Raw genomic sequence first — 24,062 nt, forward strand, 5'->3', positions numbered from 1 at the left:
GCCGCTGCGCAGCCCTTTCGCGACACAAGGCCGCTCCTACAGGGGTTATGCATGGCTTTTAGCAGGCATAAAAAAGGGCCGTCGAAACGGCCCGAAGATCCCTGCTTGGCTAAGAGCAATGCAACGAGGAATGCCTCAACGATTGGGTTGCGGGGTCAGCCGCAGATAAGGTTTCACCGCCCGATACCCTTTCGGGAAGCGCTGCTTGATTTCATCTTCGTCCTTGAGCGACGGCACGATCACCACCTCGTCGCCGTCCTGCCAGTTGCCTGGCGTGGCGACCTTGTAGTTGTCGGTCAGCTGCAGCGAGTCGATCACCCGCAGGATCTCGTTGAAATTGCGTCCGGTGCTGGCCGGGTAGGTGATGGTCAGGCGCACCTTCTTGTTCGGGTCGATGACGAACAGCGAGCGCACGGTCAGGGTGTCGCTGGCGTTGGGGTGGATCAGGTCGTACAGGTCGGAGACCTTGCGATCGGCGTCGGCGATGATCGGGAAGTTGACCACGGTGTTCTGGGTCTCGTTGATGTCGTCGATCCACTTGTGATGCGAGTCGACCGGGTCGACCGACAGGGCGATGGCCTTGACCCCGCGCTTGCCGAACTCGTCCTTGAGCTTGGCGGTCAGGCCCAGCTCGGTGGTGCACACCGGGGTGAAGTCGGCCGGATGGGAGAACAGCACGCCCCAGCTGTTGCCCAGCCATTCGTGGAAGCGGATCTTGCCGGCGCTGGAATCCTGTTCGAAATCGGGGGCGATGTCGCCGAGTTTGAGGCTCATGGAAGCGGCTCCTGTGCTGTGTCTGGCCTGGTGGGTTCAATGTGCCTGCATCGAATTAAAAACAAAAAGAATAAATATCGATTTATTTATAACCGAATTGCATACAGAACTGCAGGCACAAAAAAGCCTCGCACTGAGCGAGGCTTTCTTTGTGCAGCTACGACTTACATGAAGGCGTAAGTGTAGTTCACGATGAAGCGAGTCTGGTCCTGGTCGGCGCTGCTTTCGCCCGAGCCACGATAGACGCCCTGACGCAGGCTGAAGCCCAGGCCTTTGAGGGTACCTTGCTGAATGGTGTAGTCGACGCGTGCGTCACGTTCCCATTCGTTGTAGGTGCCGTGGCCCGACTTGTTACGAATGTCGTCACCGCGCAGGTAAGCTACCGACGCCTTCAGACCTGGTACGCCCAGGGCCGCGAAGTCGTAGGAGTACTGACCGAAGTTGGTGTTCTCGCCAGCACGGGCGAACTGGTTGATCATGCTGTCGGTGAACAGGTAGAAGCTGGAGCCGCCAGCGCCTTCCGAAGTACCGCTGTCGTTGACCAGGTTGCCCTGACCCAACCAGACGAAGCCGCCGTCGTCGCCGACCTGCTGACGGCCGAGCATCAGCGCGTGGCCACCCAGGGTGTAGGTGAACATGGCGGACCAGGTCTTGTTGTCGACCTTGCCGGTGTTCTTGGCGTAGCCGCCGTTGTTGCTGAAGTTGTAGGAGCTGTCCTCGCCGTTCTTGCCGTCGCTGCTGCTGTCGAAGTAGCGCAGGTCGGTCTTGAACGATTGGTCGTCAGCGATCTTGAAGACGTGGGTCGCACCCAGGAAGTGCTGCTTGTAGAAGTCTTCCAGGTTCGAGTAGTAGTACTGCAGGGTCAGGTCTGGGGTGAGCTTGTAGTCCAGGCCACCGTAGCGGAACTTGTTGCTCTCGGCAGTGGCGCCAGCGACGGACAGACCGGTGCGGTTGCTCGAAGCACGACCCATGGCGTGGGTCAGCTGACCGGCGTTGATGGTCAGGTTGTCGATTTCCTTCGACTGGATGGTGCCACCCTCGAAGGTCTGCGGCAGCAGACGACCATCGTTGGAGACCAGGATCGGCAGGTTCGGCGCGAGCGCGCTACCGAAATGCGCTTCGGTCTTGGAGAAGCGAGCCTTGGCGTTGGCACCGAAACGGGCCCACTGGTCCGCTGCGCCTTTGCCGTCATCCGGGAAGAAGCCACCTTTGTGGTAACCCTTGCCGCCGTCCAGGCGAATGCCCCACAGCGCCTGGGCATCAACGCCGAAACCGACGGTGCCTTCGGTGAAGCCCGAGATGTAGTCGAGCTTGAAGCCCTGGCCGGATTCACGCTGGTCCGGGCGAGGGTTGCCGTGGGCTTCACGGTTGTCGTTGTTGAAGTACATGGTGCGCGAGCTCAGGGACAGCTTGCTGTCCTCGACGAAACCTGCAGCGCCTGCTTGTTGGGCGAGAACCCCCAGTGCCACGGCCAGGGCCAGGCTGGACTTGTACATGTTTTGCTCCTCTACGTTCTAATTTTTGTGCGTCTCAAGTGGCGAGGTCTGCTGCCCCACTCACCCGGATTGGCGATTTAGCACCAAAGCGTGACCGCCAAGTCAATCCCTAACGATGGATTCGCGACTTTGGTCTAATTCGCCCACCTGCGCTACAGGATAATGACAATCCTATAAATCCAAAATGACCGTTTTATGAATCTGTAAGATTTTTACGGAATAACTTTGAAACCTTTACTGCCATTCGTTGTATCGACGCCGTCAATCATACCTTTAGGTTATGTGCAAACGTTTGGCCTGATGCCACCAAGCGATCCCCCCGCAGGAACCGAAAAAGGCTAGCAGTCTTTGCTGAAATCGCCATTGCGAGCCTGACCGCCCTTTTCGCGACACGAGACCGCTCCCGTAGAGCGGCGCTGCGGCGCAGCCCAGAATCTGAACGGCGCCGTCAGAGCGATTGGCTTTTAAGCTAATGCGAAAAAGTTATTTATTTTTGATTTCTTAGATCATCTAGTCTTCTCGCCATCCATCCCCCCGAATGCCTGACGAGAGGTTCAACCATGATCCCGCACGCTCCGCTGCGCCTGTTCGCCGCCCTGACCCTCGCCAGCGCCAGCTGGGCGGCACAGGCCGCCGACCTGACGGTGGCTTACCAGACCACCGTCGATCCGGCCAAGGTGGCCCAGGTCGATGGCACCTACGAGAAGGCCAGCAGGGCCAGCATCGACTGGCGCAAGTTCGACAACGGTGCCGACGTGATCACCGCCGTCGCCTCGGGCGACGTGCAGATCGGCTACCTCGGCTCCAGCCCGCTGGCCGCCGCCGCCACCCGCAAGCTGCCGGTCGAGACCTTCCTGATCGCCACCCAGATTGGCGCCGGTGAGGCCCTGGTCGCCCGTGACAGCATCAAGACCCCGCAGGATCTGGTCGGCAAGAAAGTCGCCGTGCCGTTCGTTTCCACCGGCCACTACAGCCTGCTCGCCGCGCTCAAGAGCTGGAACATCGACCCGTCGAAAGTGCAGATCCTCAACCTGGCGCCACCGGCCATCATCGCCGCCTGGAAACGCGGCGACATCGACGCCACCTACGTCTGGGACCCGGCCCTGGGCGTGGCCAAGGAGAACGGCAAGGTGCTGATCACCTCGGGCGAGCTGGCCGAGAAAGGCGCACCGACCTTCGATGCCTGGATCGTGCGCAAGGACTTCGCCGCCAAGCACCCTGAGATCGTCAAGTCGTTCGCCAAGGTCACCCTCGACGCCTACGCCGATTACCGCAAGGACCCGCAGGCCTGGCTGGCCGACAAGGACAACGTCGCCAAGCTGGTCAAGCTGTCCGGCGCCAAGCCTGCCGACATCCCGGTCCTGCTGCAGGGCAACGTCTACCCACTGGCCGCCGATCAGGCCAGCGCCCTGGGCGCACCGACCACCCAGGCGCTGACCGACACCGCCACCTTCCTCAAGCAGCAAGGCAAGGTCGACGCCGTGTTGCCGGACTACTCGCCCTACGTCAGCGCGCAATACCTGCCCAACTAAGCACACAACCGACCGGAGCCCGTCATGGCCTTGCTCGAGCTGGAGCGCATCAGCGCACAGTACCCCGGCGCCACCACCCCGGTGCTGGCCGACATCAACCTGAGCCTGGGGCCCCGCCAGTTGCTGGTGGCCCTCGGGCCTTCCGGCAGTGGCAAGACCTCGCTGCTCAACCTGATCGCGGGCTTCGTCGCCCCCAGCGGTGGGCGCATCACCCTCGATGGCGCGCCGGTACAAGGCCCGGGCGCCGAGCGTGGCGTGGTGTTCCAGGACGACGCCCTGCTGCCCTGGCAGGACGTGCTCGGCAACGTCGCCTTCGGCCTGGAACTGGCCGGCGTACCCCGCGCCCAGCGTGAAGCCAAGGCCCGCGAGATGCTGGCGCTGGTCGACCTGGCCGGCTTCGCTGAGCGGCGCGTCTGGCAGCTGTCCGGTGGCCAGAAACAGCGCGTGGGCCTGGCCCGGGCGCTGGCCGCCGATCCACGGGTACTGCTGATGGACGAGCCGTTCGGCGCCCTCGATGCCTTCACCCGCGAACAGATGCAGGAGCTGCTGCTGCAGGTGTGGCAACGCACCGCCAAGCCGGTGTTCCTGATCACCCATGACATAGAAGAAGCGGTGTTCCTCGCCACCGAACTGGTGCTCCTGGCCCCCAACCCGGGCCGCGTGGTGGAGCGCCTGCAACTGAATTTCGGCCAGCGCTATGCCGCTGGCGAGTCGGCCCGGGCGATCAAGTCCGACCCGCGCTTCATCGAGACCCGCGAGCACGTGCTGGCACGGGTGTTCTCGCAACGTCAAAGCACCCGCCAGGAGGCGCGCGCATGAGCAGCCTGGACCTGCCCGTCGCCGCCAAGCGCGACACCCATCCCGCAGCGGCCAAGATCCGCCGCTCGCTGCCGACCCGCTGGATCAGCGCGCTGACCCTGGCCACGCTGCTGCTGGCCTGGTGGCTGGTGACCGCCGCCGGGTGGGTCGAACCCCTGTTCCTGCCCTCGCCCGCCGATATCCTGGCCAAGGGCTGGGCGCTGCTCACCCAGGGCTACATGGATGCCAGCCTGTGGCAGCACCTGGGCGCGAGCCTGGGTCGCATCGGCCTGGCGCTGGTGGCGGCGACCCTGACCGCCATCCCGGTCGGCCTGGCCATCGGCTACAACCGTGTGGCCCGAGGCATCCTCGACCCGTTGATCGAGTTCTACCGCCCCATTCCACCGCTGGCCTACCTGCCGCTGATCGTCATCTGGTGCGGCATCGGCGAGCTGTCGAAAGTGCTGCTGATCTACCTGGCGATCTTCGCCCCGATCGCCATCGCCACCGCCACCGGCGTGCGCACCGTCGACCCGGCCAAGCTGCGCGCCGCCCAGTCGCTGGGGGCAACCAGGGCCCAGTTGATTCGCCATGTGATCCTGCCCAGCGCGCTACCCGACATCCTCACCGGCATCCGCATCGGCCTCGGCGTGGGCTGGTCGACCCTGGTCGCCGCCGAGCTGATCGCCGCCACCAGCGGCCTGGGCTTCATGGTGCAGTCGGCGGCGCAGTTCCTGGTCACCGATGTGGTGGTGCTGGGGATCTTGCTGATCGCCCTGATCGCCTTCGCCCTGGAGATGGGCCTGCGCGCCCTGCAGCGCAAGCTGGTGCCCTGGCACGGCCAGAGCCATTGACCACTGAATGACCATGCCGGCAACCCGGCACCTGGAACGAGAAAAGACATGAGCCTGACCGTTACCCCTTTGAGCCCTGCACTGGGCGCGCAGATCAGCGGCGTGGACATCAGCCGCGACATCACCATCGAACAGCGTGACGCCATCGAGCAGGCGCTGCTGAGGCATCAAGTGCTGTTCTTCCGCGACCAGCCGATCACCCCCGAGCAACAAGCGCGCTTTGCCGCCCGCTTCGGCGACCTGCACATCCACCCGATCTACCCGAACGTGCCGGAGACGCCGCAGGTACTGATCCTCGACACCGCCGTGACCGACGTACGCGACAATGCCGTCTGGCACACCGACGTGACCTTCCTGCCCACCCCGGCGCTGGGCGCGGTGCTCAGTGCCAAGCAACTGCCAGCCTTTGGTGGCGACACCCTGTGGGCCAGCGGGATCGCGGCGTTCGAAGCGCTGTCGGCGCCGCTGCGCGAGATGCTCGACGGCCTGACCGCCCCCCACGACTTCACCAAGTCGTTCCCGCTGGAGCGCTTCGGCACCACGCCCGAAGACCTCGCGCGCTGGGAAGCGACCCGGCGCAACAACCCGCCGCTGTCGCACCCGGTGGTGCGTACCCATCCGGTCAGCGGGCGCAAGGCGCTGTTCGTCAATGAAGGGTTCACCACGCGGATCAACGAGCTGAACGAGCAGGAAAGCGAGGCGCTGCTCAAGCTGCTGTTCGCCCATGCGACACGACCGGAGTTCAGCATTCGCTGGCGTTGGCAGGAAAATGACGTGGCGTTCTGGGACAACCGCGTCACGCAACATTTTGCTGTGGATGACTACCGGCCGAACCGGCGGGTGATGCATCGGGCGACCATCCTGGGGGATGCGCCGTTCTGACGTGGCCATGGGAGGCCGTTGGCCGCCTTTCGCGGCACAAGGCCGCTCCCACAGGAGAGCGCGATCATCTGTGGGAGCGGTCGGAAAGGGCCGCAAAGCGGCCCCAGCGATCTACCTGACCAGATGCAGGTACTGCATGTGCCGCTCGTACTGGTCGAGGATGTCGTTGATGATCTGCTCCTTGCTGTAGCCCACCAGGTCGTAGTTCTGGCTGCCCTCGGAGAGATGCACTTCGGCCCGGTAGTAGCGGCGATTCTTCAACTCCTGCGTCCCCAGTCCACCCAGCGCGAACGATGGCGTGAAGTAGCCACGCATCTGCACCTGGTAGATGAACGGCTGCTCCTCGCCATGGCCGATCTTCAGGCTGACATTGTCGTGGCTCGGGTCATCCTGGGTGATCAGCACCAGGCCCTTCTGCTCGAACACCTCGCGCACCTCGGCGATCGCCGGGCGCACCACGTCGTCCATGAACCGATACACCTCGTCCCGGGACGGGAAGTGCACCGCCTGGCTCAGGCGCTGGCGCCAGCCGCCACGCCCCCGCCGGCTCTGCGCGAACGGCGCCAGCGAATGCATCTGCGCGATCTGTCGCTGGCTTTCCAGGTAGAAGGCCTTGTGCAGCCCCCACATCATGCACAGCAGGATCAACGAGAACGGCAGCGAGGTCAGCACCACCGCCGACTTCAGCGAATCGATGCTGCCGGCGAACAGCAGGCCACTGGTGATCAGCGCGGTCATCGCGCCCCAGAAGATGCGCAGCCAGTTCGGGCCGTCCTCGTCGGCGCCGCCGCCCTTGGCCGACAGCGTCGACAGCACCACCGTGCCGGAGTCGGCCGAGGTGACGAAGAACACGAAGCTGATGAACACCGTCACGGCGATCACCGTCTTGCTCCACGGATAGGTTTCCAGCAGCAAGTACAGGCTCATCGACGGGTTGTCGATGGCCGACTGGCCGAGGGCGGTCATGCCGTGATTGATCACCTGGTCCAGCGCACTGTTGCCGAAGATCGACATCCACGCCAGGGTGAAGCCCAGCGGGATCAGCAGCACGCCGAAGACGAACTCGCGAATGGTCCGGCCCCGGGAGATGCGGGCGATGAACAGGCCCACGAACGGCGCCCAGGCAATCCACCAGGCCCAGTAGAACACCGTCCAGCCACCCAGCCAGTCGCGATTCTCGCCATAGGCGTAGACATCGAAGCTCTTGCGCGGCAACGCCCCGAGGTAGTCGCCGAGGTTCTGGATCAGGGTGTTGAACAGGTGCTGGGTGGGCCCGGCGAACAGCACGAACAGCAGCAGCGCGCAGGCCAGGAACAGGTTGATGTCGCTCATCACCCGCACGCCCTTCTCCACCCCGGCGACCGCCACGGCCACCGCCGCGCCCATCATCAGGGTGATGAGGATCACCTGCACCCACTGGCTGTGGCTGATGCCGAACAGGTAGTCGAGGCCGGCGTTCAGGTGCAGCACGCCGAAGCCCATGTCGGCCCCCAGGCCGAACACCGTGGCGATGATGCCGAAACCATCCACCGCGTAGCCGATCGGACCGTTGATGCGCTTGCCGATCAGCGGGTACAGCGCCGAGCGCAGGGCCAGCGGCAGGTTGTGCCGGTAGGCGAAATAGGCCAGCGCCATGCCGACGAAGGCAAACACGCCCCAGCCGTGCAGGCCCCAGTGCAGGAACAGCACCTGCATCGCCTGGCGCCCGGCTTCGGCCGTACCCGCCTCGCCCTGCGGCGGCTGCAGCATGTGGGTCAGGGGTTCGGAGACGCAGAAGAAGAACAGGGTGATGCTGATGCCCGCGGCGAACAGCATGCCGGCCCAGGACAGGTAGCTGAACTCGGGTTCGTCGTGGTCGGCACCGAGCTTGATCTTGCCGTAGCCGGACACGGCGGTGACCACCACGAAGACCAGGTACAAGGTCATGGCCAGCATGTAGTACCAGCCGACGGTGTTGGCCGCCCAGTTCTGCGCTGCCAGCAGCCACTCGCCGGCCGCTTGCGGCATGGCAATGACGATCAGGCCGAAGATGAGGATGAAGCTTGCCGCGAAGTAGAACACAGGGGGGTTCATGCGGATCTTGCCGTTGGCAAGGTCGGGGGTAGGTGCACTCATCGAACAGGCACCTCGTCGAAGGACGTGAGGTTCGGATTGAACGGGTTCAGCAAAGGCGATTCCTCCTTTTGAACACCGGCAATGGACCAGCGTTTTCGTTGAACAAGCGTTCAAGTTAAACATGGATCGGCTTTCAATGCGACCCGATGCCGCTGGGCGGGACATCGGCGGCGCCCCCTTCGCGGGTAAACCCGCTCCCACAGGATCGCGCTGTCAGTCGGTTCAGCGCTGCAACTGTGGGAGCAGGTTTACCCGCGAAAAGGCCGGAACAGATTCAGCTCTTGTCCTGGCAATCCAGCTGCAGGTTAGCCTGGGTGATATTGCTCTCGGCCGGCACGCTGCGGGTCAGCCACACGTTGCCGCCAATGGTCGAACCCTTGCCGATGGTGATCCGTCCGAGGATGGTCGCCCCCGCATAGATCACCACGTCATCCTCGACGATCGGGTGGCGTGCCAGGCCCTTGTGCAAGGTCCCCGACTCATCGCTCGGGAAGCGCTTGGCGCCGAGGGTCACAGCCTGGTAGATGCGTACCCGCTCACCGATGATCGCGGTCTCGCCGATCACCACGCCAGTGCCGTGATCGATGAAGAAGCTCGGGCCGATCTGCGCGCCGGGGTGGATGTCGATGCCGGTCGCCGAGTGCGCCAGCTCCGAGCTGATCCGCGCCAGCAGCGGCAGGCCGGCCCGGTACAGGTGGTGGGCCAGCCGATGGTGGATGATCGCCAGGATGCCCGGGTAGCACAGCAACACCTCGTCGACGCTGCGCGCCGCCGGGTCGCCGTGGTAGGCGGCCAGCACATCGGTGTCCAGCAGCACGCGCAGGGCCGGCAGGGCGGCGGCGAAGTCCTGGATCAAGCGCAGGGCGTGGGCATCGACGTCGGTGACCTCGGTCTTGCCGTGACGCGCCGCGTAACGCAGCTCCAGGCGAGCCTGGGTCAGCAGCGCGGTGAGCGCCGCATCGAGGGTGTGGCCGACATAGAAGTCTTCGCTTTCTTCGCGCAGGTCCACCGGGCCCAGGCGCATGGGAAACAGCGCACCGCACAGCTGCTCGAGAATCTGCCGCAACGCCTCGCGCGATGGCAGCTCGCGCCCGCCCTGCTCGCCACTGCTGCGGCCGTTGCTGCTGCGCCATTGTTCACGGGCGCTGCGCAGGCCGCTGACGATGCCCTGCAATTGCCAGTGCCCGCTTGATGGTTGTTCGCTCACGGTGTTTCTCCTGCCAGGACATTGTGCTGAAATCCGGATTCTTTCTAACGTGGGAGCCGGCTTGCCCCGCGATGACGCTATCGCGGGGCAAGCCTGCTCCCACGATCAATCGCGTGGATCAACGATACGTCAAATCTACCTCTTGGAAAAAACAACGCTTTATTCCATCCTGAGCTAAGTCGGGCATAAGCCATTGCATTTACAAAAACGGGAATAACAACCTGATTTTTTATTATTTCCCGACCTATAAAGCTCACCCCTATAGTCGCCACCCACCACTTCCACAACAAGCGCGGGGCATGCCATGACCAAATTCGCCAAACCCCTTCTCAACGCCAGCCTGGCGCTCCTGCTCGGTGCCGGCCTGCTCGGCCAGGCCTTCGCCGGCGAGCAGTTGAAGACCATCCAGGAGAAGGGCGTGATCAACGTCGGCCTGGAGGGCACCTACCCTCCCTTCAGCTTCCAGGACGAGAACGGCAAGCTGACCGGCTTCGAGGTCGAACTCTCCGAGCTGCTGGCCAAGGAGCTGGGGGTCAAGGCCAAGGTCCAGCCGACCAAATGGGACGGCATCCTCGCCGCCCTGGAATCCAAGCGCCTGGACGTGGTGATCAACCAGGTGACCATCTCCGACGAGCGCAAGAAGAAGTACGACTTCTCCGAGCCCTACACCATCTCCGGCATCCAGGCGCTGATCCTGAAGAAGAAGGCCGAGCAGTTGAACATCAAGACCGCGCAGGACCTGGCCGGCAAGAAGGTTGGCGTGGGCCTGGGCACCAACTACGAGCAATGGGTCAAGCAGGACGTGCCGAAAGCCGAAGTGCGTACCTATGAAGACGACCCGACCAAGTTCGCCGACCTGCGCAACGGCCGCATCGACGCCATCCTGATTGACCGCCTGGCCGCGCTGGAATACGCGCAGAAAGCCAAGGACACCGAACTCGCCGGCGCCCCGTTCTCGCGCCTGGAAAGCGGCGTGGCCCTGCGCAAGGGCGAACCTGAGCTGCTCGCGGCGGTCAACAAGGCCATCGACAAGCTCAAGGCCGACGGCACGCTGGCCAAGCTGTCCGAGAAATACTTCGGTGCCGACGTCACCAAATGATCGCTGAAAGCCTGCAACTCGTTGTCGATTCCGCGCCCTTCCTGTTGAAGGGCGCGGGTTATACCGTGCTGCTCAGCGTCGGTGGCATGTTCTTCGGCCTCGTGCTGGGCTTCGCCCTGGCGCTGATGCGGCTGTCGAAGATCCTGCCGCTGGACTGGCTGGCACGCATCTACGTGTCGTTCTTCCGGGGCACGCCACTGCTGGTGCAGCTGTTCGTGATCTATTTCGGCCTGCCGCAGATCGGTATCGAGCTCGACCCGATCCCGGCCTCGCTGATCGGCCTGTCGCTGAACATGGCGGCATACATCTGCGAAATCCTCCGCGCGGCGATCTCCTCGATCGACCGTGGCCAGTGGGAGGCTGCGGCGAGCATCGGCATGACCCGCACCCAGGCCATGCGCCGGGCGATCCTGCCCCAGGCGCTGCGCACCGCGCTGCCGCCGCTGGGCAACAGCTTCATCTCGCTGGTCAAGGACACTGCCCTGGCGGCGACCATCCAGGTACCCGAGCTGTTCCGCCAAGCGCAACTGATTACCGCACGGACCTTCGAAGTGTTCACCATGTACCTGGCGGTCGCAGTGATCTACTGGATCCTCTGCAGCATCCTCGCGCACTTCCAGAACCGCATGGAAGCGCGGGTCAACCAGCACGACCAGGAGCATTGAGATGATCGTCGTAGAAGGCCTGACCAAACGGTTCAAGGGCCATACCGTGCTCAACGGCATCGACCTGACCGTGCAGCCCGGCGAGGTGGTGGCCATCATCGGCCCCAGTGGCTCGGGCAAGACCACCTTCCTGCGCTGCCTGAACCTGTTGGAGACACCCGACGCCGGGCGTATCCAGATCGGCGACATCCATATCGACGCCAGCCGCCCCCTGGGTGGCCAGCAGAGCGCGATCCGCCGTCTGCGCCAGCAGGCCGGGTTCGTGTTCCAGAACTTCAACCTGTTCCCTCACCGCACCGCCCTGGAAAACGTCATCGAGGGGCCAGTGATCGTCAAGAAGACGCCCCGGGAAAAGGCCATCGAACTGGGCAGGCGCCTGCTGGCCAAGGTCGGCCTGGCGGGCAAGGAAGACGCCTACCCCCGGCGCCTGTCCGGCGGCCAACAGCAACGGGTGGCCATCGCCCGCGCGCTGGCCATGGAGCCGGAAGTGATCCTGTTCGACGAGCCCACCTCGGCGCTCGATCCGGAGCTGGTGGGCGAAGTGCTGGAGACCATCCGCGGCCTGGCCGAGGAGAAGCGCACCATGATCATCGTCACCCACGAGATGAGCTTCGCCCGCGACGTGGCCAACCGGGTGATCTTCTTCGACAAGGGCGTGATCGTCGAACAGGGCGAGGCCAAGGCGCTGTTCGCCAATCCGAAGGAAGAGCGCACCCGCCAGTTCCTGCGCAAGTTCCTCGGCACCGCCGCCGCCCAGGAGTGAGCCGGCTGCGCCGGGCTCACACCTCGCGCAGGTTGTGGCAACGCCTGAAGCGGGCCTCCAGGCTGCGATCGGGCATCTGGTGGCTGCGCAGGGCGTTGAGCGTCTGCTCCACGTAATCGCGCGTCGTGCCGTAGCGCCCCTTGGCGCTGGCGAGGATCTGGCTGAGCAGGGTGTCTGGCAGGTTCCCGGCGTAGCACGGCAGGTGCCGCTCCAGCACGAAACCCAACGCCTGCACCTTGCTGCCGTCGCCCAGGCGGCAGCTGAGCCAGTGCGGGCGATAGGCCGGGAACGGCATCTCGCGTTGCCACAGGGCCATCAGCGAATCGTCCAGATTGCTTTCATCGAGGCGATAGGCGAAACCACTGCAGGAGCCGCCACGGTCCAGGCCGAATACCAACCCAGGACACTCCGGGGTGCCTCGGTGTTCGTGGGACCACAGGTACAAGCCGCGATGGTAGCCATGTACCCGCGCCCGCTGGCGCTCGACCGAACTGCATTCCGGGCGCCAGATCAACGAACCATAGGCGAACAGCCAGACCGGACCGCCCTCATGCTGGGACATGGTTTCCCGCATCGAGCGCTGCAATTGTTCGGGGGTGAGTTGTCGACCGAAGTCGAGCGACGGCGGATAGGAGACTTGCCAGAATGAACTTTCAAGTGTCGACATGTGCTGCCGCCAATATTTCCTGTGAACTACGAAGTTGCGCGTTCCACTGCCGTTGCTGCAGAGGTTGATCTGTCGCTCTCGCCGCCAAGCCCGCGCCCACAGAGGCGGTGAAGGACCTGTGGGTGCGGGTCTACCGGCGAAGGCCCTGGCGCCTAACGTAAGGGAGAAGGCACTTCGACCTCAACCCCGAATATCGAATTTCATTCAATCTTCCGCCGAACGGAAAGTAATGTTTCGAGTATAGCGAAAGTTATTAACCGCACCGGCAACAATGCACGCCATATAATCAGCAGGAAAATCTTCGGTTATTAAACCCGGCGCGCCATTGCGGCGCGCCGGGTTGTTTCAGCCCCGTGGCGCGTAGGCGAATACGTCGGCACGCATGCGATGGGCGTCCATGCCGGCCTCGACCAACGCATCGAGGGTGGCATAGACCATGTTCGGCGAACCGCTGGCGTAGACATGCACCTGGTTCAGGTCATCGATATCCTCGCAGACCGCCTCGTGCAGCATGCCGCAGCGCCCTTCCCAGCCACACAGGTCGCTGACCACCTTGTGCAGGAACAGGTTGGGCAGACGCTCCCACTCGTCCCAGTGCTCGATCTGGTAAAAATCCTCGGGCCGTCGCACGCCCCAGTAGAGGTGTACCGGATGCTTGAAGCCCTGGGCCCGGCAGTGTTCGACCAGGCTGTGCATCTGGCCCATGCCGGTGCCGGCGGCGATCAGCACCAGCGGGCCTTCAGGCAGCTCGGCCAGGTGCGCGTCGCCGAATGGCAGCTCGACGCGGGCGATACCGTTGCGCTGCAGTTGCTGGATCAGTTGCACGGCACTGCTCTCGCGGGCCAGCACATGCAATTCGAGATCGCGCCCGCCATGGGGGGCGGAGGCCAGGGAGAAGGCGGCCTTGTCCGCGCCTTCGCGTTCGATCATCAGATACTGCCCGGCATGGTATCGCGGCGGTCTGCCGGCCGGTGCGCGCAGGCGCACGCGCCAGACGTCGCCACCGACCTCGATACACTCGCTCACGGTACAGGCCAGCTTGCGCACCGGCAGCTCGCCCAGGGCCAGCACACCATCCCACAGCAACACGCAGTCCTCCAGCGGTTCGGCGATGCAGGTGAACAGCTCACCGTGATCGCGAATTTCACCTTCCTGGCGGATACGCCCTTCAACCAACAGCGCGGCGCACACATGGCAGTTGCCGTTGCGGCAGCTGTTCGGGCAGTCATAGCCCAGGCGCCGTGCCGCATCCAGAATCCTTTCACCCGGTTCGACCGCCAGTACCGCCCCGGAAGGCTGCAAGGTTACCTGCATCAATCTATTCCCAACTGATCCCACAGCTCATCGATACGGCGGGTGACGGCCTCGTCCTTGACGATGACCCGGCCCCATTCACGTGTAGTTTCGCCCGGCCACTTGTGGGTGGCGTCCAGGCCCATCTTCGACCCCAGGCCCGACACCGGCGACGCGAAGTCGAGGTAGTCGATCGGGGTGTTGTCGATCATCACCGTATCACGCTTGGGGTCCATGCGCGTGGTGATGGCCCAGATCACATCGTTCCAGTCACGGGCGTTGATATCGTCGTCGGTGACGATAACGAACTTGGTGTACATGAACTGTCGCAGGAACGACCACACACCCAGCATCACGCGCTTGGCATGGCCCGGGTACTGCTTCTTCATGGTCACCACCGCCATGCGGTACGAACAACCTTCCGGCGGCAGGTAGAAGTCGGTGATCTCCGGGAACTGCTTCTGCAGGATGGGCACGAACACTTCGTTCAGCGCCACACCGAGGATCGCCGGCTCATCCGGCGGCCGGCCGGTGTAAGTGCTGTGGTAGATCGGTTTCTGCCGATGGGTGATGCGCTCGACGGTGAACACCGGGAAGCTGTCCACTTCGTTGTAGTAGCCGGTGTGGTCGCCATACGGGCCTTCCGGGGCCATCTCGCCTGGGTGGATCACGCCCTCGAGGATGATCTCGGCGGTGGCCGGCACCTGCAGGTCGTTGCCGCGGCACTTCACCAGCTCGGTACGATTGCCACGCAACAGGCCGGCGAAGGCGTACTCGGAGAGGGTGTCCGGCACCGGCGTCACGGCACCGAGAATGGTCGCCGGGTCCGCGCCGAGGGCAACCGCCACGGGGAATGGCTGACCGGGGTGCTTTTCACACCATTCGCGATAGTCCAGCGCCCCACCGCGATGGCTCAGCCAGCGCATGATGACCTTGTTGCGGCCGATCACCTGCTGACGGTAGATGCCGAGGTTCTGGCGGTCCTTGTTCGGTCCGCGGGTGACGGTCAGGCCCCAGGTGATCAGCGGCGCCACATCGCCCGGCCAGCAGTGCTGGATCGGCAACTGGCCAAGATCGACGTCGTCGCCTTCGACCACGATTTCCTGGCACACCGCGTCCTTGACCACCTTTGGCGCCATGGACACGACCTTCTTGAAGATCGGCAGTTTCGACCAGGCGTCCTTCAGCCCCTTCGGCGGCTCGGGTTCCTTGAGGAACGCCAGCAGCTTGCCGATCTCGCGCAGCTCGTCGGTCGATTCCGCGCCCATGCCCATGGCCACACGCTCGGGAGTGCCGAACAGGTTGCCCAGTACTGGAATGTCGAAGCCGGTGGGCTTTTCGAACAGCAACGCCGGGCCCTTGGCGCGCAGGGTGCGGTCGCAGACTTCGGTCATTTCCAGGACAGGGGAGATGGGAACCTGGATGCGCTTGAGTTCACCGCGCTGTTCCAGGCCACGGATGAAGTCGCGCAAATCGCGATACTGCATGCAAGGGCCTCGTGTTGGGCGTATCGGTCGGGGTGCAGAGTGTAGCGTTGTTCACGCCTTGTTTGGGGGCAAAAATGAACTGGGGCCGCTTCGCGCCCCATCGCGACACAAGGCCGCTCCTACAGGGGAATGAGTAATCCTGTAGGAGCGGCCTTGTGTCGCGATGGGCTGCGGAGCAGCCCCAATCAGTTCCAGCCTGAAATGCTTACTTGCGCTTCATCGACAGGAAGAACTCGTCGTTGGTCTTGGTCTGCTTGAGCTTGTCGACCAGGAACTCGATGGCGGCAACTTCGTCCATCGGGTGCAGCAGCTTGCGCAGGATCCACATGCGCTGCAGCTCGTCGTCGGCGGTCAGCAGCTCTTCGCGACGGGTACCGGACTTGTTGATGTTGATGGCCGGGAACACACGCTTCTCGGCAATGCGGCGGTCCAGTGGCAGCTCCATGTTGCCGGTGCCCTTGAACTCTTCGTAGATCACTTCGTCCATCTTCGAGCCGGTCTCGACCAGCGCGGTGGCGATGATGGTCAGCGAACCGCCTTCCTCGATGTTACGAGCGGCACCGAAGAAACGCTTCGGCTTCTCCAGGGCGTGGGCGTCGACACCACCGGTCAGCACCTTGCCGGAGCTCGGGATCACGGTGTTGTAGGCACGGGCCAGACGAGTGATGGAGTCGAGCAGGATGACCACATCCTTCTTGTGCTCGACCAGGCGCTTGGCCTTCTCGATGACCATCTCGGCAACCTGCACGTGGCGGGTCGGCGGCTCGTCGAAGGTCGAGGCGACCACTTCGCCGCGCACGGTGCGCTGCATCTCGGTCACTTCTTCCGGGCGCTCGTCGATCAGCAGGACGATCAGGTGGCACTCAGGGTTGTTGCGGGTGATGTTGGCCGCGATGTTCTGCAGCATGATCGTCTTACCCGCTTTCGGCGGAGCAACGATCAGGCCACGCTGGCCTTTGCCGATCGGGGCGCAGAGGTCGATGACACGGCCGGTGAGGTCCTCGGTGGAACCGTTGCCGGCTTCCATCTTCAGGCGCTCGTTGGGGAACAGCGGCGTCAGGTTTTCGAACAGGATCTTGTTCTTCGCGTTTTCCGGGCGGTCGAAGTTGATGGTATCGACCTTCAGCAGGGCGAAGTAACGCTCGCCTTCCTTCGGTGGACGGATCTTGCCGACGATGGTGTCGCCGGTGCGCAGGTTGAAACGGCGGATCTGGCTAGGCGAAACGTAGATGTCGTCAGGGCCGGCCAGGTAAGAGGCATCCGCCGAACGCAGGAAACCGAAACCATCCTGGAGAATCTCCAGCACGCCGTCACCCGAGATCTCTTCGCCGCTTTTCGCATGCTTTTTCAGCAGGGCGAAAATCACGTCCTGTTTGCGCGAACGGGCCATGTTTTCGATGCCCATCTGTTCGGCCATTTCCAAAAGATCGGTAATCGGCTTTTGCTTGAGTTCTGTCAGGTTCATAAGGGGAGTGACGTAATCATGTAAGGAAGGGAGAAATTAAGCGTTGGCTTAATGAGGCCGCGCCGCTAGATGGCGACAGGATCGCGTACTGATTCGAATTAGGGATGCTTCGGCGACGGCGTGCAGAGGGCACTGGAGAAGCAGTGCGAGGCCGAATGTAACACTTGCATTTTTCGACGTCTAGTGGTTTTGGCCAGCGTTTTCCGGGGCTATCCGTCCGGATGGGCGTGATACCGGGGCTCGCCAGCCCTCGAGGAAAATGCCTATGGCAGATAAAGAAAAGCCCCGCATCTGCGGGGCTTCATCACATCACAGGCTGGCGTCGAGGAACGCTTTCAGCTGCGACTTGGACAACGCGCCGACCTTGGTGGCCTCGACGTTGCCGTTCTTGAACAGCATCAGCGTCGGGATACCACGCACGCCGTGCTTGGCCGGGGTTTCCTGGTTCTCGTCGATGTTCAGCTTGGCGATGGTCACCTTGCCCTGGTATTCAGCGGCGATGTCGTCCAGTACCGGAGCGATCATCTTGCATGGGCCACACCATTCGGCCCAGTAGTCGACCAGCACCGCGCCTTCAGCCTTGAGTACGTCGGCTTCGAAGCTGGCGTCGCTGACATGTTTGATAAGATCGCTGCTCATGGATATCTCCAGGTCGTAAGCACAAAAAAACGTTGCCCATCATAGCCGCACCCTGGCGCGACAGGAAGCCACAGCTGATTGAGTGTAACTATAGTTGTGCAAGACGCCACGAATCGAAACTGTCATGTCGCGGTCATAACATTGCTATGACATTGCCATGCATCAAGCCTCGCAGTGCCGCGCGTTGGCGTATGGCCGCGATCGTGGCACGATTGCCGGGTTAACGACCGAGAACCTCCAGACCATGCCGCATACCACCGCGAAGAACCTGTCTCTGATCGCCGCCATCGACCTGGGCTCCAACAGCTTCCACATGGTCGTGGCCAAGGCCCATCACACGGAAATCCGCATACTTGAAAGGCTTGGAGAAAAGGTTCAGCTCGCCGCCGGCATCAACGACGAACGCCTGCTCAGCGAAGACGCCATGCAACGCGGGCTGGAATGCCTCAAGCGCTTCGCCCAGCTGATCAACGGCATGCCGCAAGGCTCGGTGCGCATCGTCGGCACCAACGCCCTGCGCGAAGCCCGCAACCGCAACGAATTCATCCAGCGCGCCGAAGCCATCCTCGGCCACCCGGTGGAAGTCATCTCCGGCCGTGAAGAGGCGCGCCTGATCTACCTGGGCGTGTCCCACACCCTGGCCGACAATCCCGGCAAGCGCCTGGTCGCGGACATCGGCGGCGGCAGCACCGAGTTCATCATCGGCCAGCGCTTCGAGCCGTTGCTGCGCGAAAGCCTGCAGATGGGCTGCGTCAGTTTCACCCAGCGCTACTTCCGCGACGGCAAGATCACCCCGGCCCGCTACGCCCAGGCCTATACCGCCGCGCGCCTGGAGCTGATGAGCATCGAAAACGCCCTGCACCGCCTGACCTGGGACGAGGCCATCGGCTCATCCGGGACCATTCGTGCCATTGGCGCGGCGATCAAGTCCATCGGGCAAGGCAGTGGCGAGGTCAACGCCGAGGGCCTGGCGACGATCAAGCGCAAGCTGTTCAAGCTGGGGGAAACCGACAAGATCGACTTCGACGGCGTCAAGCCCGACCGCCGGGCGATCTTCCCCGCCGGCCTGGCCATTCTCGAAGCGATCTTCGACGCCCTGGAACTGCAGCGCATGGACCATTGCGACGGCGCCCTGCGCGAAGGCGTGCTGTTCGACCTGCTGGGCCGCCACCATCACGAAGACGTGCGTGAACGCACCCTCAACTCGCTGATGGAGCGTTATCACGTCGATCAGGGGCAGGCCGCGCGGGTCGAACGCAAGGCGCTGCATGCCTTCGACCAGGTGGCCAAGGCCTGGGATCTGGAAGACGGAAACTGGCGCGATCTTCTGGGATGGGCAGCGAAAGTCCATGAAATCGGCCTGGACATCGCTCACTATCACTATCACAAGCACGGCGCCTACCTGATCGAGCACTCCGACCTGTCAGGCTTCTCCCGCGAAGATCAGCAGATGATGGCCCTGCTGGTGCGCGGCCATCGCCGCAATATCCCCAGGGAAAAGTTCGCCGAGCTCGGCGACGAAGGGACCAAGCTGCTGCGTCTGTGCGTGCTGCTGCGCTTCGCCATCCTGTTCCACCACATCCGTGGCACCCAGCAGATGCCGAAGGTGGTGCTGCAGGCAGGTGACAACAGCCTGGAAGTGGTCTTCCCGGAAGGCTGGCTGGAGCAGAACCAGCTGACCCAGGCCGATTTCGCCAACGAGGCGGAGTGGCTGGCGCGGGTTGGGTTTGTGCTGAGCGTACGCTGACGCGGCCCGGGGTCGCCGTTTGGCTTGAGGCTGCCTGGGGGCGCTTTGCGTTCCTTTCGCGACACAAGGCCGCTCCCACAGGGAAATGCGATCACCTGTGGGAGCGGCCTTGTGTCGCGAAAGGGCCGCAAAGCGGCCCCCGATGTCGGTACTACCGGACGTTAAGCACCGGATTGCTCAGGCGCTCCAGCAGGGTTGCCTGCGCACTGCGCGGGTTCTGGTTGCCGGTCGGCGTGCTGCGCACGTAGCGCCCGTCCGGTTGCAGGGTCCAGGCCTGGGTATTGTCGGTGAGATAACCCTCCAGCTCCTTCTTCACCCGCAGCAACAGTTTCTTGCCCTCCACCGGGAAGCAGGTCTCGACGCGCTTGTCGAGATTGCGCTCCATCCAGTCGGCGCTGGACAGGTAGATCTGCTCCTCGCCGCCATTGAGGAAATAGAACACCCGGGTGTGCTCGAGGAAGCGGCCGATGATCGAGCGCACGTGGATGTTGTGCGACACCCCCGGAATACCCGGACGCAGGCAGCACATGCCACGCACCACCAGGTCGATGCGCACCCCCGACTGGCTGGCCTTGTACAGCGCCTTGATGATCTTCGCGTCGGTCAGCGAGTTGAACTTGGCGATGATGTGCGCCGGCTTGCCTTCCAGAGCAAACTGGGTCTCCCGGGCGATCATGTCGAGCATGCCCTTCTTCAGGGTGAAGGGGGCGTGCAGCAGCTTCTTCATGCGCAGGGTCTTGCCCATGCCGATCAACTGGCTGAACAGTTTGCCGACGTCCTCGGTGAGGGCGTCGTCGGAGGTCAGCAGGCTGTAGTCGGTGTACAGGCGGGCGTTGCCGGCGTGGTAGTTACCGGTGCCCAGGTGCGCGTAACGGACGATCTCGCCCTGCTCGCGACGCAGGATCAGCATCATCTTGGCGTGGGTCTTGAACCCCACCACGCCATAGATCACCACCGCGCCGGCAGCCTGCAGGCGGCTGGCCAGCTGCAGGTTGGACTCTTCGTCGAAGCGTGCGCGCAACTCGATCACCGCGGTGACTTCCTTGCCGTTACGCGCCGCGTCCACCAGCGCATCGACGATCTCCGAGTTGGCGCCGGAGCGGTACAGCGTCTGGCGCACCGCGAGTACATGCGGATCCTTGGCGGCCTGACGCAGCAGGTCGATCACCGGGGTGAACGACTCGAACGGGTGCATCAGCAGCACGTCCTGCTTGCCGATCACGCTGAAGATGTTGTCGGCGTTCTGCAGCAGCTTGGGGATCGCCGGAGTGAACGGTGTGTATTGCAGCTCCGGGTGGCTGTCGAGGCCGGTGATGCTGAACAGGCGGGTCAGGTTGACCGGACCGTTGACCTGGTACAGCTCGCTCTCGCTCAGGCTGAACTGCTTGAGCAGGTAGTCCGACAGGTGTTTCGGACAGGTGTCGGCCACTTCCAGGCGCACAGCGTCGCCGTAGCGGCGCGAGAACAATTCACCGCGCAGGGCGCGGGCCAGGTCGTCGACTTCCTCGGAGTCCAGCGCCAGGTCGGCGTTGCGGGTCAGGCGGAACTGGTAGCAGCCCTTGACCTTCATGCCCTGGAACAGGTCATCGGCGTGAGCGTGGATCATCGACGACAGGAACACGTAGTTGTCGCCGGGGCCACCGACCTCCTCCGGCACGCGAATCACCCGCGGCAGCAGGCGCGGCGCCGGAATGATCGCCAGGCCCGAATCACGGCCAAAGGCGTCGACACCCTCGAGCTCGACGATGAAGTTCAGGCTCTTGTTCACCAGCAGCGGGAACGGGTGGGTCGGATCGAGGCCGATCGGGGTGATGATCGGCGCGATCTCGTCGCGGAAGAACCGGCGCACCCAGGTCTTGAGCTTGGGCGTCCAGTAACGGCGGCGAATGAAGCGGATCTGGTGTTTCTCCAGCTCCGGCAGCAGCACGTCGTTGAGGATCGCGTACTGGCGATCCACCTCGCTGTGCACCAGCTCGCTGATCCGCGCCAGCGCCTGGTGCGGCTGCAGGCCGTCGGCGCCGGCCTGTTCACGGGCGAAGTTGATCTGCTTCTTCAGGCCCGCCACGCGAATCTCGAAGAACTCGTCCAGGTTGCTGGAGAAGATCAGCAGGAACTTCAGGCGCTCGAGCAGCGGGTAGGACTCGTCCAGCGCCTGCTCCAGCACACGGATGTTGAACTGCAGCTGCGAGAGCTCGCGATGAATGTACAGGCTGCTGTCGTCCAGGCTCGGCACGGCGATCGCCGGAACCGGGGCCGGCGCAGGCGCAGGCGCGACGGTTTCCGCCACCGGTTCGGGGACCACCGGCAGGTCGGGCGGGGTCTGCACCATCTCTTCGGGCACGGCCTGGGCATCCTTGATCGCGACAGGGTTGAGCACTTCGTTATTCATCTGACGTTCCTGGAGAGCGTTACTGCCCTCTCATCAATTGCGCGGCACGCACGGCGAAATAGGTCAGGATGCCATCGGCGCCTGCCCTTTTGAATGCGGTGAGGGATTCGAGGATCACGGCCTCGCTGAGCCAGCCGTTCTGGATCGCGGCCATGTGCATGGCGTACTCGCCGCTCACCTGATAAGCGAAAGTCGGCACCTTGAACTCGGTCTTCACCCGGTGAACGATGTCCAGGTAGGGCATGCCTGGCTTGACCATGACCATGTCGGCGCCTTCGGCGAGGTCGGTGGCCACTTCGTGCAGGGCCTCGTCGCTGTTGGCCGGGTCCATCTGGTAGGAGGCCTTGTTGGCCTTGCCCAGGTTCAGCGCCGAGCCGACGGCATCACGGAACGGGCCATAGTAGGCGCTGGCGTACTTCGCCGAGTAGGCCATGATGCGCACGTTGACGTGGCCGGCTTCTTCCAGGGCTTCGCGGATCGCGCCGAGGCGGCCGTCCATCATGTCCGAAGGCGCGACGACCTGGGCGCCGGCCTCGGCGTGGGACAGGGCCTGACGCACCAGCGCATCGACGGTGATGTCGTTCTGCACGTACCCCTCTTCATCGAGGATGCCGTCCTGCCCATGGGTGGTGAACGGGTCCAGCGCCACATCGGTGATCACGCCCAGCTCCGGGAAGCGCGCACGCAGGGCGCGAGTGGCGCGCTGGGCGATGCCGTCCGGATTCCAGGCTTCGGCGCCGTCCAGGGATTTCTTCTCGGTCGGGGTCACCGGGAACAGCGCCAGCGCCGGGATACCCAGCGCCACCCAGCCCTGCGCGGCCTCCAGCAGCAGGTCGATCGACAGGCGCTCGACGCCTGGCATGGACGGTACCTCTTCACGGCGGTTCTCGCCGTCCAGCACGAACACCGGGAGGATCAGGTCATCGACGGTCAGGGTGTTTTCGCGAACCAGGCGACGGGAAAATTCGTCACGACGGTTGCGACGCAGACGGGTGGCAGGAAACAGACGATTGGCGGGGGTAAAGCTCACGGCAGACTCCTGAGCCCGCGCAGGCGGGCTAGCGCGACAGTTATAAGCGGCCATTATGACGCCTGTGTTACACCCGAGGGCAACCCTGCGACTTGTGGCCGCAGCCATTGTCCGTGCACGGGATCTTCACGTCGAGACACATTTGGACACTTTCCCGAACGCGCCCGAAGGGGTAGGCTGCGCGTTCATTTCGCCAGCACGCCTGAAAATGCTTCAACAATTCCTGAACGATTTCGGCTACTTTGCCCTTTTTCTCGGCACGTTCTTCGAAGGCGAGACCATCCTCGTGCTCGCGGGATTTCTTGCGTTCCGCGAATACATGGATATCAAGCTGGTGGTCCTGGTGGCCTTCTGCGGCAGCTATGCCGGTGACCAGCTGTGGTACTTCATGGGCCGACGTCACGGGCGCAAGATCCTCGCCCGCAAGCCTCGCTGGCAGGCGATGGGCGACCGGGCGCTGGAGCATATCCGCCGCCATCCGGACATCTGGGTGCTGAGCTTCCGCTTCGTCTACGGCCTGCGCACCGTGATGCCGGTGGCCATCGGCCTGTCGGGCTATCCACCGCGCCGCTACCTGCTGCTCAATGGCATCGGCGCCGCGGTCTGGGCCCTGGCCTTGGGCCTGGCCGCCTACCACTTCGGCGCCATCCTCGAAGGCATGCTGGGCAGCATCAAGAAATACGAGCTATGGGTGCTCGGTGGCCTGCTGGTGCTGGGCCTGCTGCTCTGGCTGCGCCGGCGCTTTCGCAACAGCCGCGCCGAGCGTCGCGCGGCGGCAGCAGGCCAGGCCGCCGAGGCTGAGCAGGCTGTAACCCAGGAGCAGCACCCAGAACGTGGGCGTGACCAGCGTTAATCCAAGCGCGCCGGCCAGATACAGCGCCGGCACATTCGACAGCAGGCGCGCCAGCTCCAGGCGCCCTGCCCAGGGTCGATCCTCCAGCGTCGCACCCAGCACGAACAAACCGAACGCCATCACCGACCAGCCCATCGTCAGGGCCGCGGCCGGCACCTGCTCCGCCACCTCCATCAGGTAACTGCCCAGCGCCACGTAGACCACGAACTGCGCCGTCACGTACAGCTGCTGCGCGCCACCCAGCGGGATCGCGAACTTGCGAAACGCGGCCAGGTCCTGCTTGGCCTGTGGATAAGCCGCGGCTACA

The 24,062-nt window shown here is 63.6% G+C and carries 20 protein-coding genes; 9 read left to right on the top strand and 11 right to left on the bottom strand.

Annotation, left to right across the window (positions count from 1 at the left end; genetic code table 11):
• Positions 1-135: 135 nt before the first annotated feature.
• Together N7422_RS25485 and N7422_RS25490 are read right to left on the bottom strand one after the other, a co-directional pair.
• Positions 136-774, bottom strand: a complete 639-nt coding sequence (locus tag N7422_RS25485; RefSeq protein ID WP_279809115.1) for a peroxiredoxin — start codon at positions 772-774, stop codon at positions 136-138.
• Between the two features lie 164 nt (positions 775-938).
• Positions 939-2,270 carry an OprD family porin gene (locus tag N7422_RS25490; RefSeq protein WP_279809116.1) on the bottom strand — a complete coding sequence of 444 codons (1,332 nt, stop codon included), beginning with the start codon at positions 2,268-2,270 and terminating at the stop codon, positions 939-941.
• A gap of 560 nt (positions 2,271-2,830) precedes the next feature.
• On the opposite strand from N7422_RS25490, the gene tauA reads away from it, so the two are divergent.
• From tauA to tauD, 4 genes are read left to right on the top strand one after another with little or no spacing between them, the layout of a single operon-like run.
• Positions 2,831-3,802, top strand: a complete 972-nt coding sequence (tauA, locus tag N7422_RS25495) for a taurine ABC transporter substrate-binding protein (protein ID WP_279809117.1) — start codon at positions 2,831-2,833, stop codon at positions 3,800-3,802.
• Between the two features lie 24 nt (positions 3,803-3,826).
• A complete protein-coding gene (tauB, locus tag N7422_RS25500; RefSeq protein ID WP_279809118.1) occupies positions 3,827-4,621 on the top strand; it encodes a taurine ABC transporter ATP-binding subunit in 795 nt (264 codons plus the stop codon).
• Positions 4,618-5,454 (top strand): taurine ABC transporter permease TauC, encoded by an 837-nt coding sequence (tauC, locus tag N7422_RS25505; RefSeq protein ID WP_279809119.1) that lies wholly within the window; start codon positions 4,618-4,620, stop codon positions 5,452-5,454. Before tauB ends, tauC begins: the two co-directional genes overlap by 4 nt.
• Positions 5,455-5,502: 48 nt before the next feature.
• Positions 5,503-6,336 (top strand): taurine dioxygenase, encoded by an 834-nt coding sequence (gene tauD, locus N7422_RS25510; RefSeq protein WP_279809120.1) that lies wholly within the window; start codon positions 5,503-5,505, stop codon positions 6,334-6,336.
• 111 nt (positions 6,337-6,447) lie between these two features.
• On the opposite strand, the gene betT is transcribed toward tauD, so the two are convergent.
• Both betT and epsC read right to left on the bottom strand, forming a co-directional pair.
• Complete coding sequence (betT, locus tag N7422_RS25515; RefSeq protein ID WP_279809151.1) at positions 6,448-8,409, bottom strand: choline transporter BetT; 1,962 nt, start codon at positions 8,407-8,409, stop codon at positions 6,448-6,450.
• 316 nt (positions 8,410-8,725) lie between these two features.
• Positions 8,726-9,658 carry a serine O-acetyltransferase EpsC gene (epsC, locus tag N7422_RS25520; RefSeq protein ID WP_279809121.1) on the bottom strand — a complete coding sequence of 311 codons (933 nt, stop codon included), beginning with the start codon at positions 9,656-9,658 and terminating at the stop codon, positions 8,726-8,728.
• A gap of 304 nt (positions 9,659-9,962) precedes the next feature.
• Between epsC and tcyJ the strand changes: the two genes are divergently transcribed.
• From tcyJ to tcyN, 3 genes are read left to right on the top strand one after another with little or no spacing between them, the layout of a single operon-like run.
• Positions 9,963-10,757, top strand: a complete 795-nt coding sequence (gene tcyJ / locus N7422_RS25525; RefSeq protein WP_279809122.1) for a cystine ABC transporter substrate-binding protein — start codon at positions 9,963-9,965, stop codon at positions 10,755-10,757.
• A complete protein-coding gene (gene tcyL, locus N7422_RS25530) occupies positions 10,754-11,422 on the top strand; it encodes a cystine ABC transporter permease (protein ID WP_186660591.1) in 669 nt (222 codons plus the stop codon). The genes tcyJ and tcyL overlap by 4 nt, the downstream gene beginning before the upstream one ends.
• 1 nt (position 11,423) lies before the next feature.
• A complete protein-coding gene (tcyN, locus tag N7422_RS25535; RefSeq protein ID WP_279809123.1) occupies positions 11,424-12,185 on the top strand; it encodes an L-cystine ABC transporter ATP-binding protein TcyN in 762 nt (253 codons plus the stop codon).
• A 16-nt stretch (positions 12,186-12,201) separates the two neighbouring features.
• Here tcyN and N7422_RS25540 read toward each other — a convergent pair whose 3' ends face one another.
• The 5 genes from N7422_RS25540 to trxA form a co-directional block, all read right to left on the bottom strand.
• Entirely contained in the window at positions 12,202-12,852 is a 651-nt protein-coding gene (locus N7422_RS25540; RefSeq protein WP_279809124.1) for a gamma-glutamylcyclotransferase, read from the bottom strand.
• A 345-nt stretch (positions 12,853-13,197) separates the two neighbouring features.
• A complete protein-coding gene (locus N7422_RS25545; RefSeq protein ID WP_279809125.1) occupies positions 13,198-14,166 on the bottom strand; it encodes a CDP-6-deoxy-delta-3,4-glucoseen reductase in 969 nt (322 codons plus the stop codon).
• A complete protein-coding gene (gene ubiD / locus N7422_RS25550; RefSeq protein WP_050707469.1) occupies positions 14,166-15,632 on the bottom strand; it encodes a 4-hydroxy-3-polyprenylbenzoate decarboxylase in 1,467 nt (488 codons plus the stop codon). Before ubiD ends, N7422_RS25545 begins: the two co-directional genes overlap by 1 nt.
• Positions 15,633-15,837: 205 nt before the next feature.
• On the bottom strand, positions 15,838-17,097 hold the full coding sequence (gene rho / locus N7422_RS25555) for a transcription termination factor Rho (protein WP_043212134.1): 1,260 nt from the start codon (positions 17,095-17,097) through the stop codon (positions 15,838-15,840).
• A gap of 309 nt (positions 17,098-17,406) precedes the next feature.
• Positions 17,407-17,736 (bottom strand): thioredoxin TrxA, encoded by a 330-nt coding sequence (gene trxA / locus N7422_RS25560; protein WP_279809126.1) that lies wholly within the window; start codon positions 17,734-17,736, stop codon positions 17,407-17,409.
• A gap of 244 nt (positions 17,737-17,980) precedes the next feature.
• Between trxA and ppx the strand changes: the two genes are divergently transcribed.
• A complete protein-coding gene (gene ppx, locus N7422_RS25565; protein ID WP_279809152.1) occupies positions 17,981-19,483 on the top strand; it encodes an exopolyphosphatase in 1,503 nt (500 codons plus the stop codon).
• Between the two features lie 151 nt (positions 19,484-19,634).
• On the opposite strand, the gene ppk1 is transcribed toward ppx, so the two are convergent.
• Together ppk1 and hemB are read right to left on the bottom strand one after the other, a co-directional pair.
• Positions 19,635-21,872 (bottom strand): polyphosphate kinase 1, encoded by a 2,238-nt coding sequence (ppk1, locus tag N7422_RS25570; RefSeq protein ID WP_279809127.1) that lies wholly within the window; start codon positions 21,870-21,872, stop codon positions 19,635-19,637.
• Between the two features lie 19 nt (positions 21,873-21,891).
• Positions 21,892-22,902 (bottom strand): porphobilinogen synthase, encoded by a 1,011-nt coding sequence (hemB, locus tag N7422_RS25575; protein ID WP_279809128.1) that lies wholly within the window; start codon positions 22,900-22,902, stop codon positions 21,892-21,894.
• Between the two features lie 208 nt (positions 22,903-23,110).
• Here hemB and N7422_RS25580 point away from each other — a divergent pair, with 208 nt between their 5' ends.
• Positions 23,111-23,755 carry a DedA family protein gene (locus N7422_RS25580; protein ID WP_279809129.1) on the top strand — a complete coding sequence of 215 codons (645 nt, stop codon included), beginning with the start codon at positions 23,111-23,113 and terminating at the stop codon, positions 23,753-23,755.
• Positions 23,756-24,062: the final 307 nt, after the last annotated feature.

Source organism: Pseudomonas sp. GD04091 (genome assembly GCF_029836165.1).
GTDB lineage: Bacteria > Pseudomonadota > Gammaproteobacteria > Pseudomonadales > Pseudomonadaceae > Aquipseudomonas.

Excerpts from the sequence above, each read along its gene's own strand:
- tauD (WP_279809120.1), top strand. The coding sequence starts at position 5,503 with ATGAGCCTGACCGTTACCCCTTTGAGCCCTGCACTGGGCGCGCAGATC.
- betT (WP_279809151.1), bottom strand. The coding sequence starts at position 8,409 with ATGAACCCCCCTGTGTTCTACTTCGCGGCAAGCTTCATCCTCATCTTC.
- N7422_RS25490 (WP_279809116.1), bottom strand. The coding sequence starts at position 2,270 with ATGTACAAGTCCAGCCTGGCCCTGGCCGTGGCACTGGGGGTTCTCGCC.
- tauB (WP_279809118.1), top strand. The coding sequence starts at position 3,827 with ATGGCCTTGCTCGAGCTGGAGCGCATCAGCGCACAGTACCCCGGCGCC.
- N7422_RS25540 (WP_279809124.1), bottom strand. The coding sequence starts at position 12,852 with ATGTCGACACTTGAAAGTTCATTCTGGCAAGTCTCCTATCCGCCGTCG.
- N7422_RS25545 (WP_279809125.1), bottom strand. The coding sequence starts at position 14,166 with ATGCAGGTAACCTTGCAGCCTTCCGGGGCGGTACTGGCGGTCGAACCG.
- ppx (WP_279809152.1), top strand. The coding sequence starts at position 17,981 with ATGCCGCATACCACCGCGAAGAACCTGTCTCTGATCGCCGCCATCGAC.
- tcyJ (WP_279809122.1), top strand. The coding sequence starts at position 9,963 with ATGACCAAATTCGCCAAACCCCTTCTCAACGCCAGCCTGGCGCTCCTG.
- tauC (WP_279809119.1), top strand. The coding sequence starts at position 4,618 with ATGAGCAGCCTGGACCTGCCCGTCGCCGCCAAGCGCGACACCCATCCC.
- ubiD (WP_050707469.1), bottom strand. The coding sequence starts at position 15,632 with ATGCAGTATCGCGATTTGCGCGACTTCATCCGTGGCCTGGAACAGCGC.
- ppk1 (WP_279809127.1), bottom strand. The coding sequence starts at position 21,872 with ATGAATAACGAAGTGCTCAACCCTGTCGCGATCAAGGATGCCCAGGCC.
- trxA (WP_279809126.1), bottom strand. The coding sequence starts at position 17,736 with ATGAGCAGCGATCTTATCAAACATGTCAGCGACGCCAGCTTCGAAGCC.
- N7422_RS25580 (WP_279809129.1), top strand. The coding sequence starts at position 23,111 with ATGCTTCAACAATTCCTGAACGATTTCGGCTACTTTGCCCTTTTTCTC.
- rho (WP_043212134.1), bottom strand. The coding sequence starts at position 17,097 with ATGAACCTGACAGAACTCAAGCAAAAGCCGATTACCGATCTTTTGGAA.
- tcyN (WP_279809123.1), top strand. The coding sequence starts at position 11,424 with ATGATCGTCGTAGAAGGCCTGACCAAACGGTTCAAGGGCCATACCGTG.
- tauA (WP_279809117.1), top strand. The coding sequence starts at position 2,831 with ATGATCCCGCACGCTCCGCTGCGCCTGTTCGCCGCCCTGACCCTCGCC.
- N7422_RS25485 (WP_279809115.1), bottom strand. The coding sequence starts at position 774 with ATGAGCCTCAAACTCGGCGACATCGCCCCCGATTTCGAACAGGATTCC.
- tcyL (WP_186660591.1), top strand. The coding sequence starts at position 10,754 with ATGATCGCTGAAAGCCTGCAACTCGTTGTCGATTCCGCGCCCTTCCTG.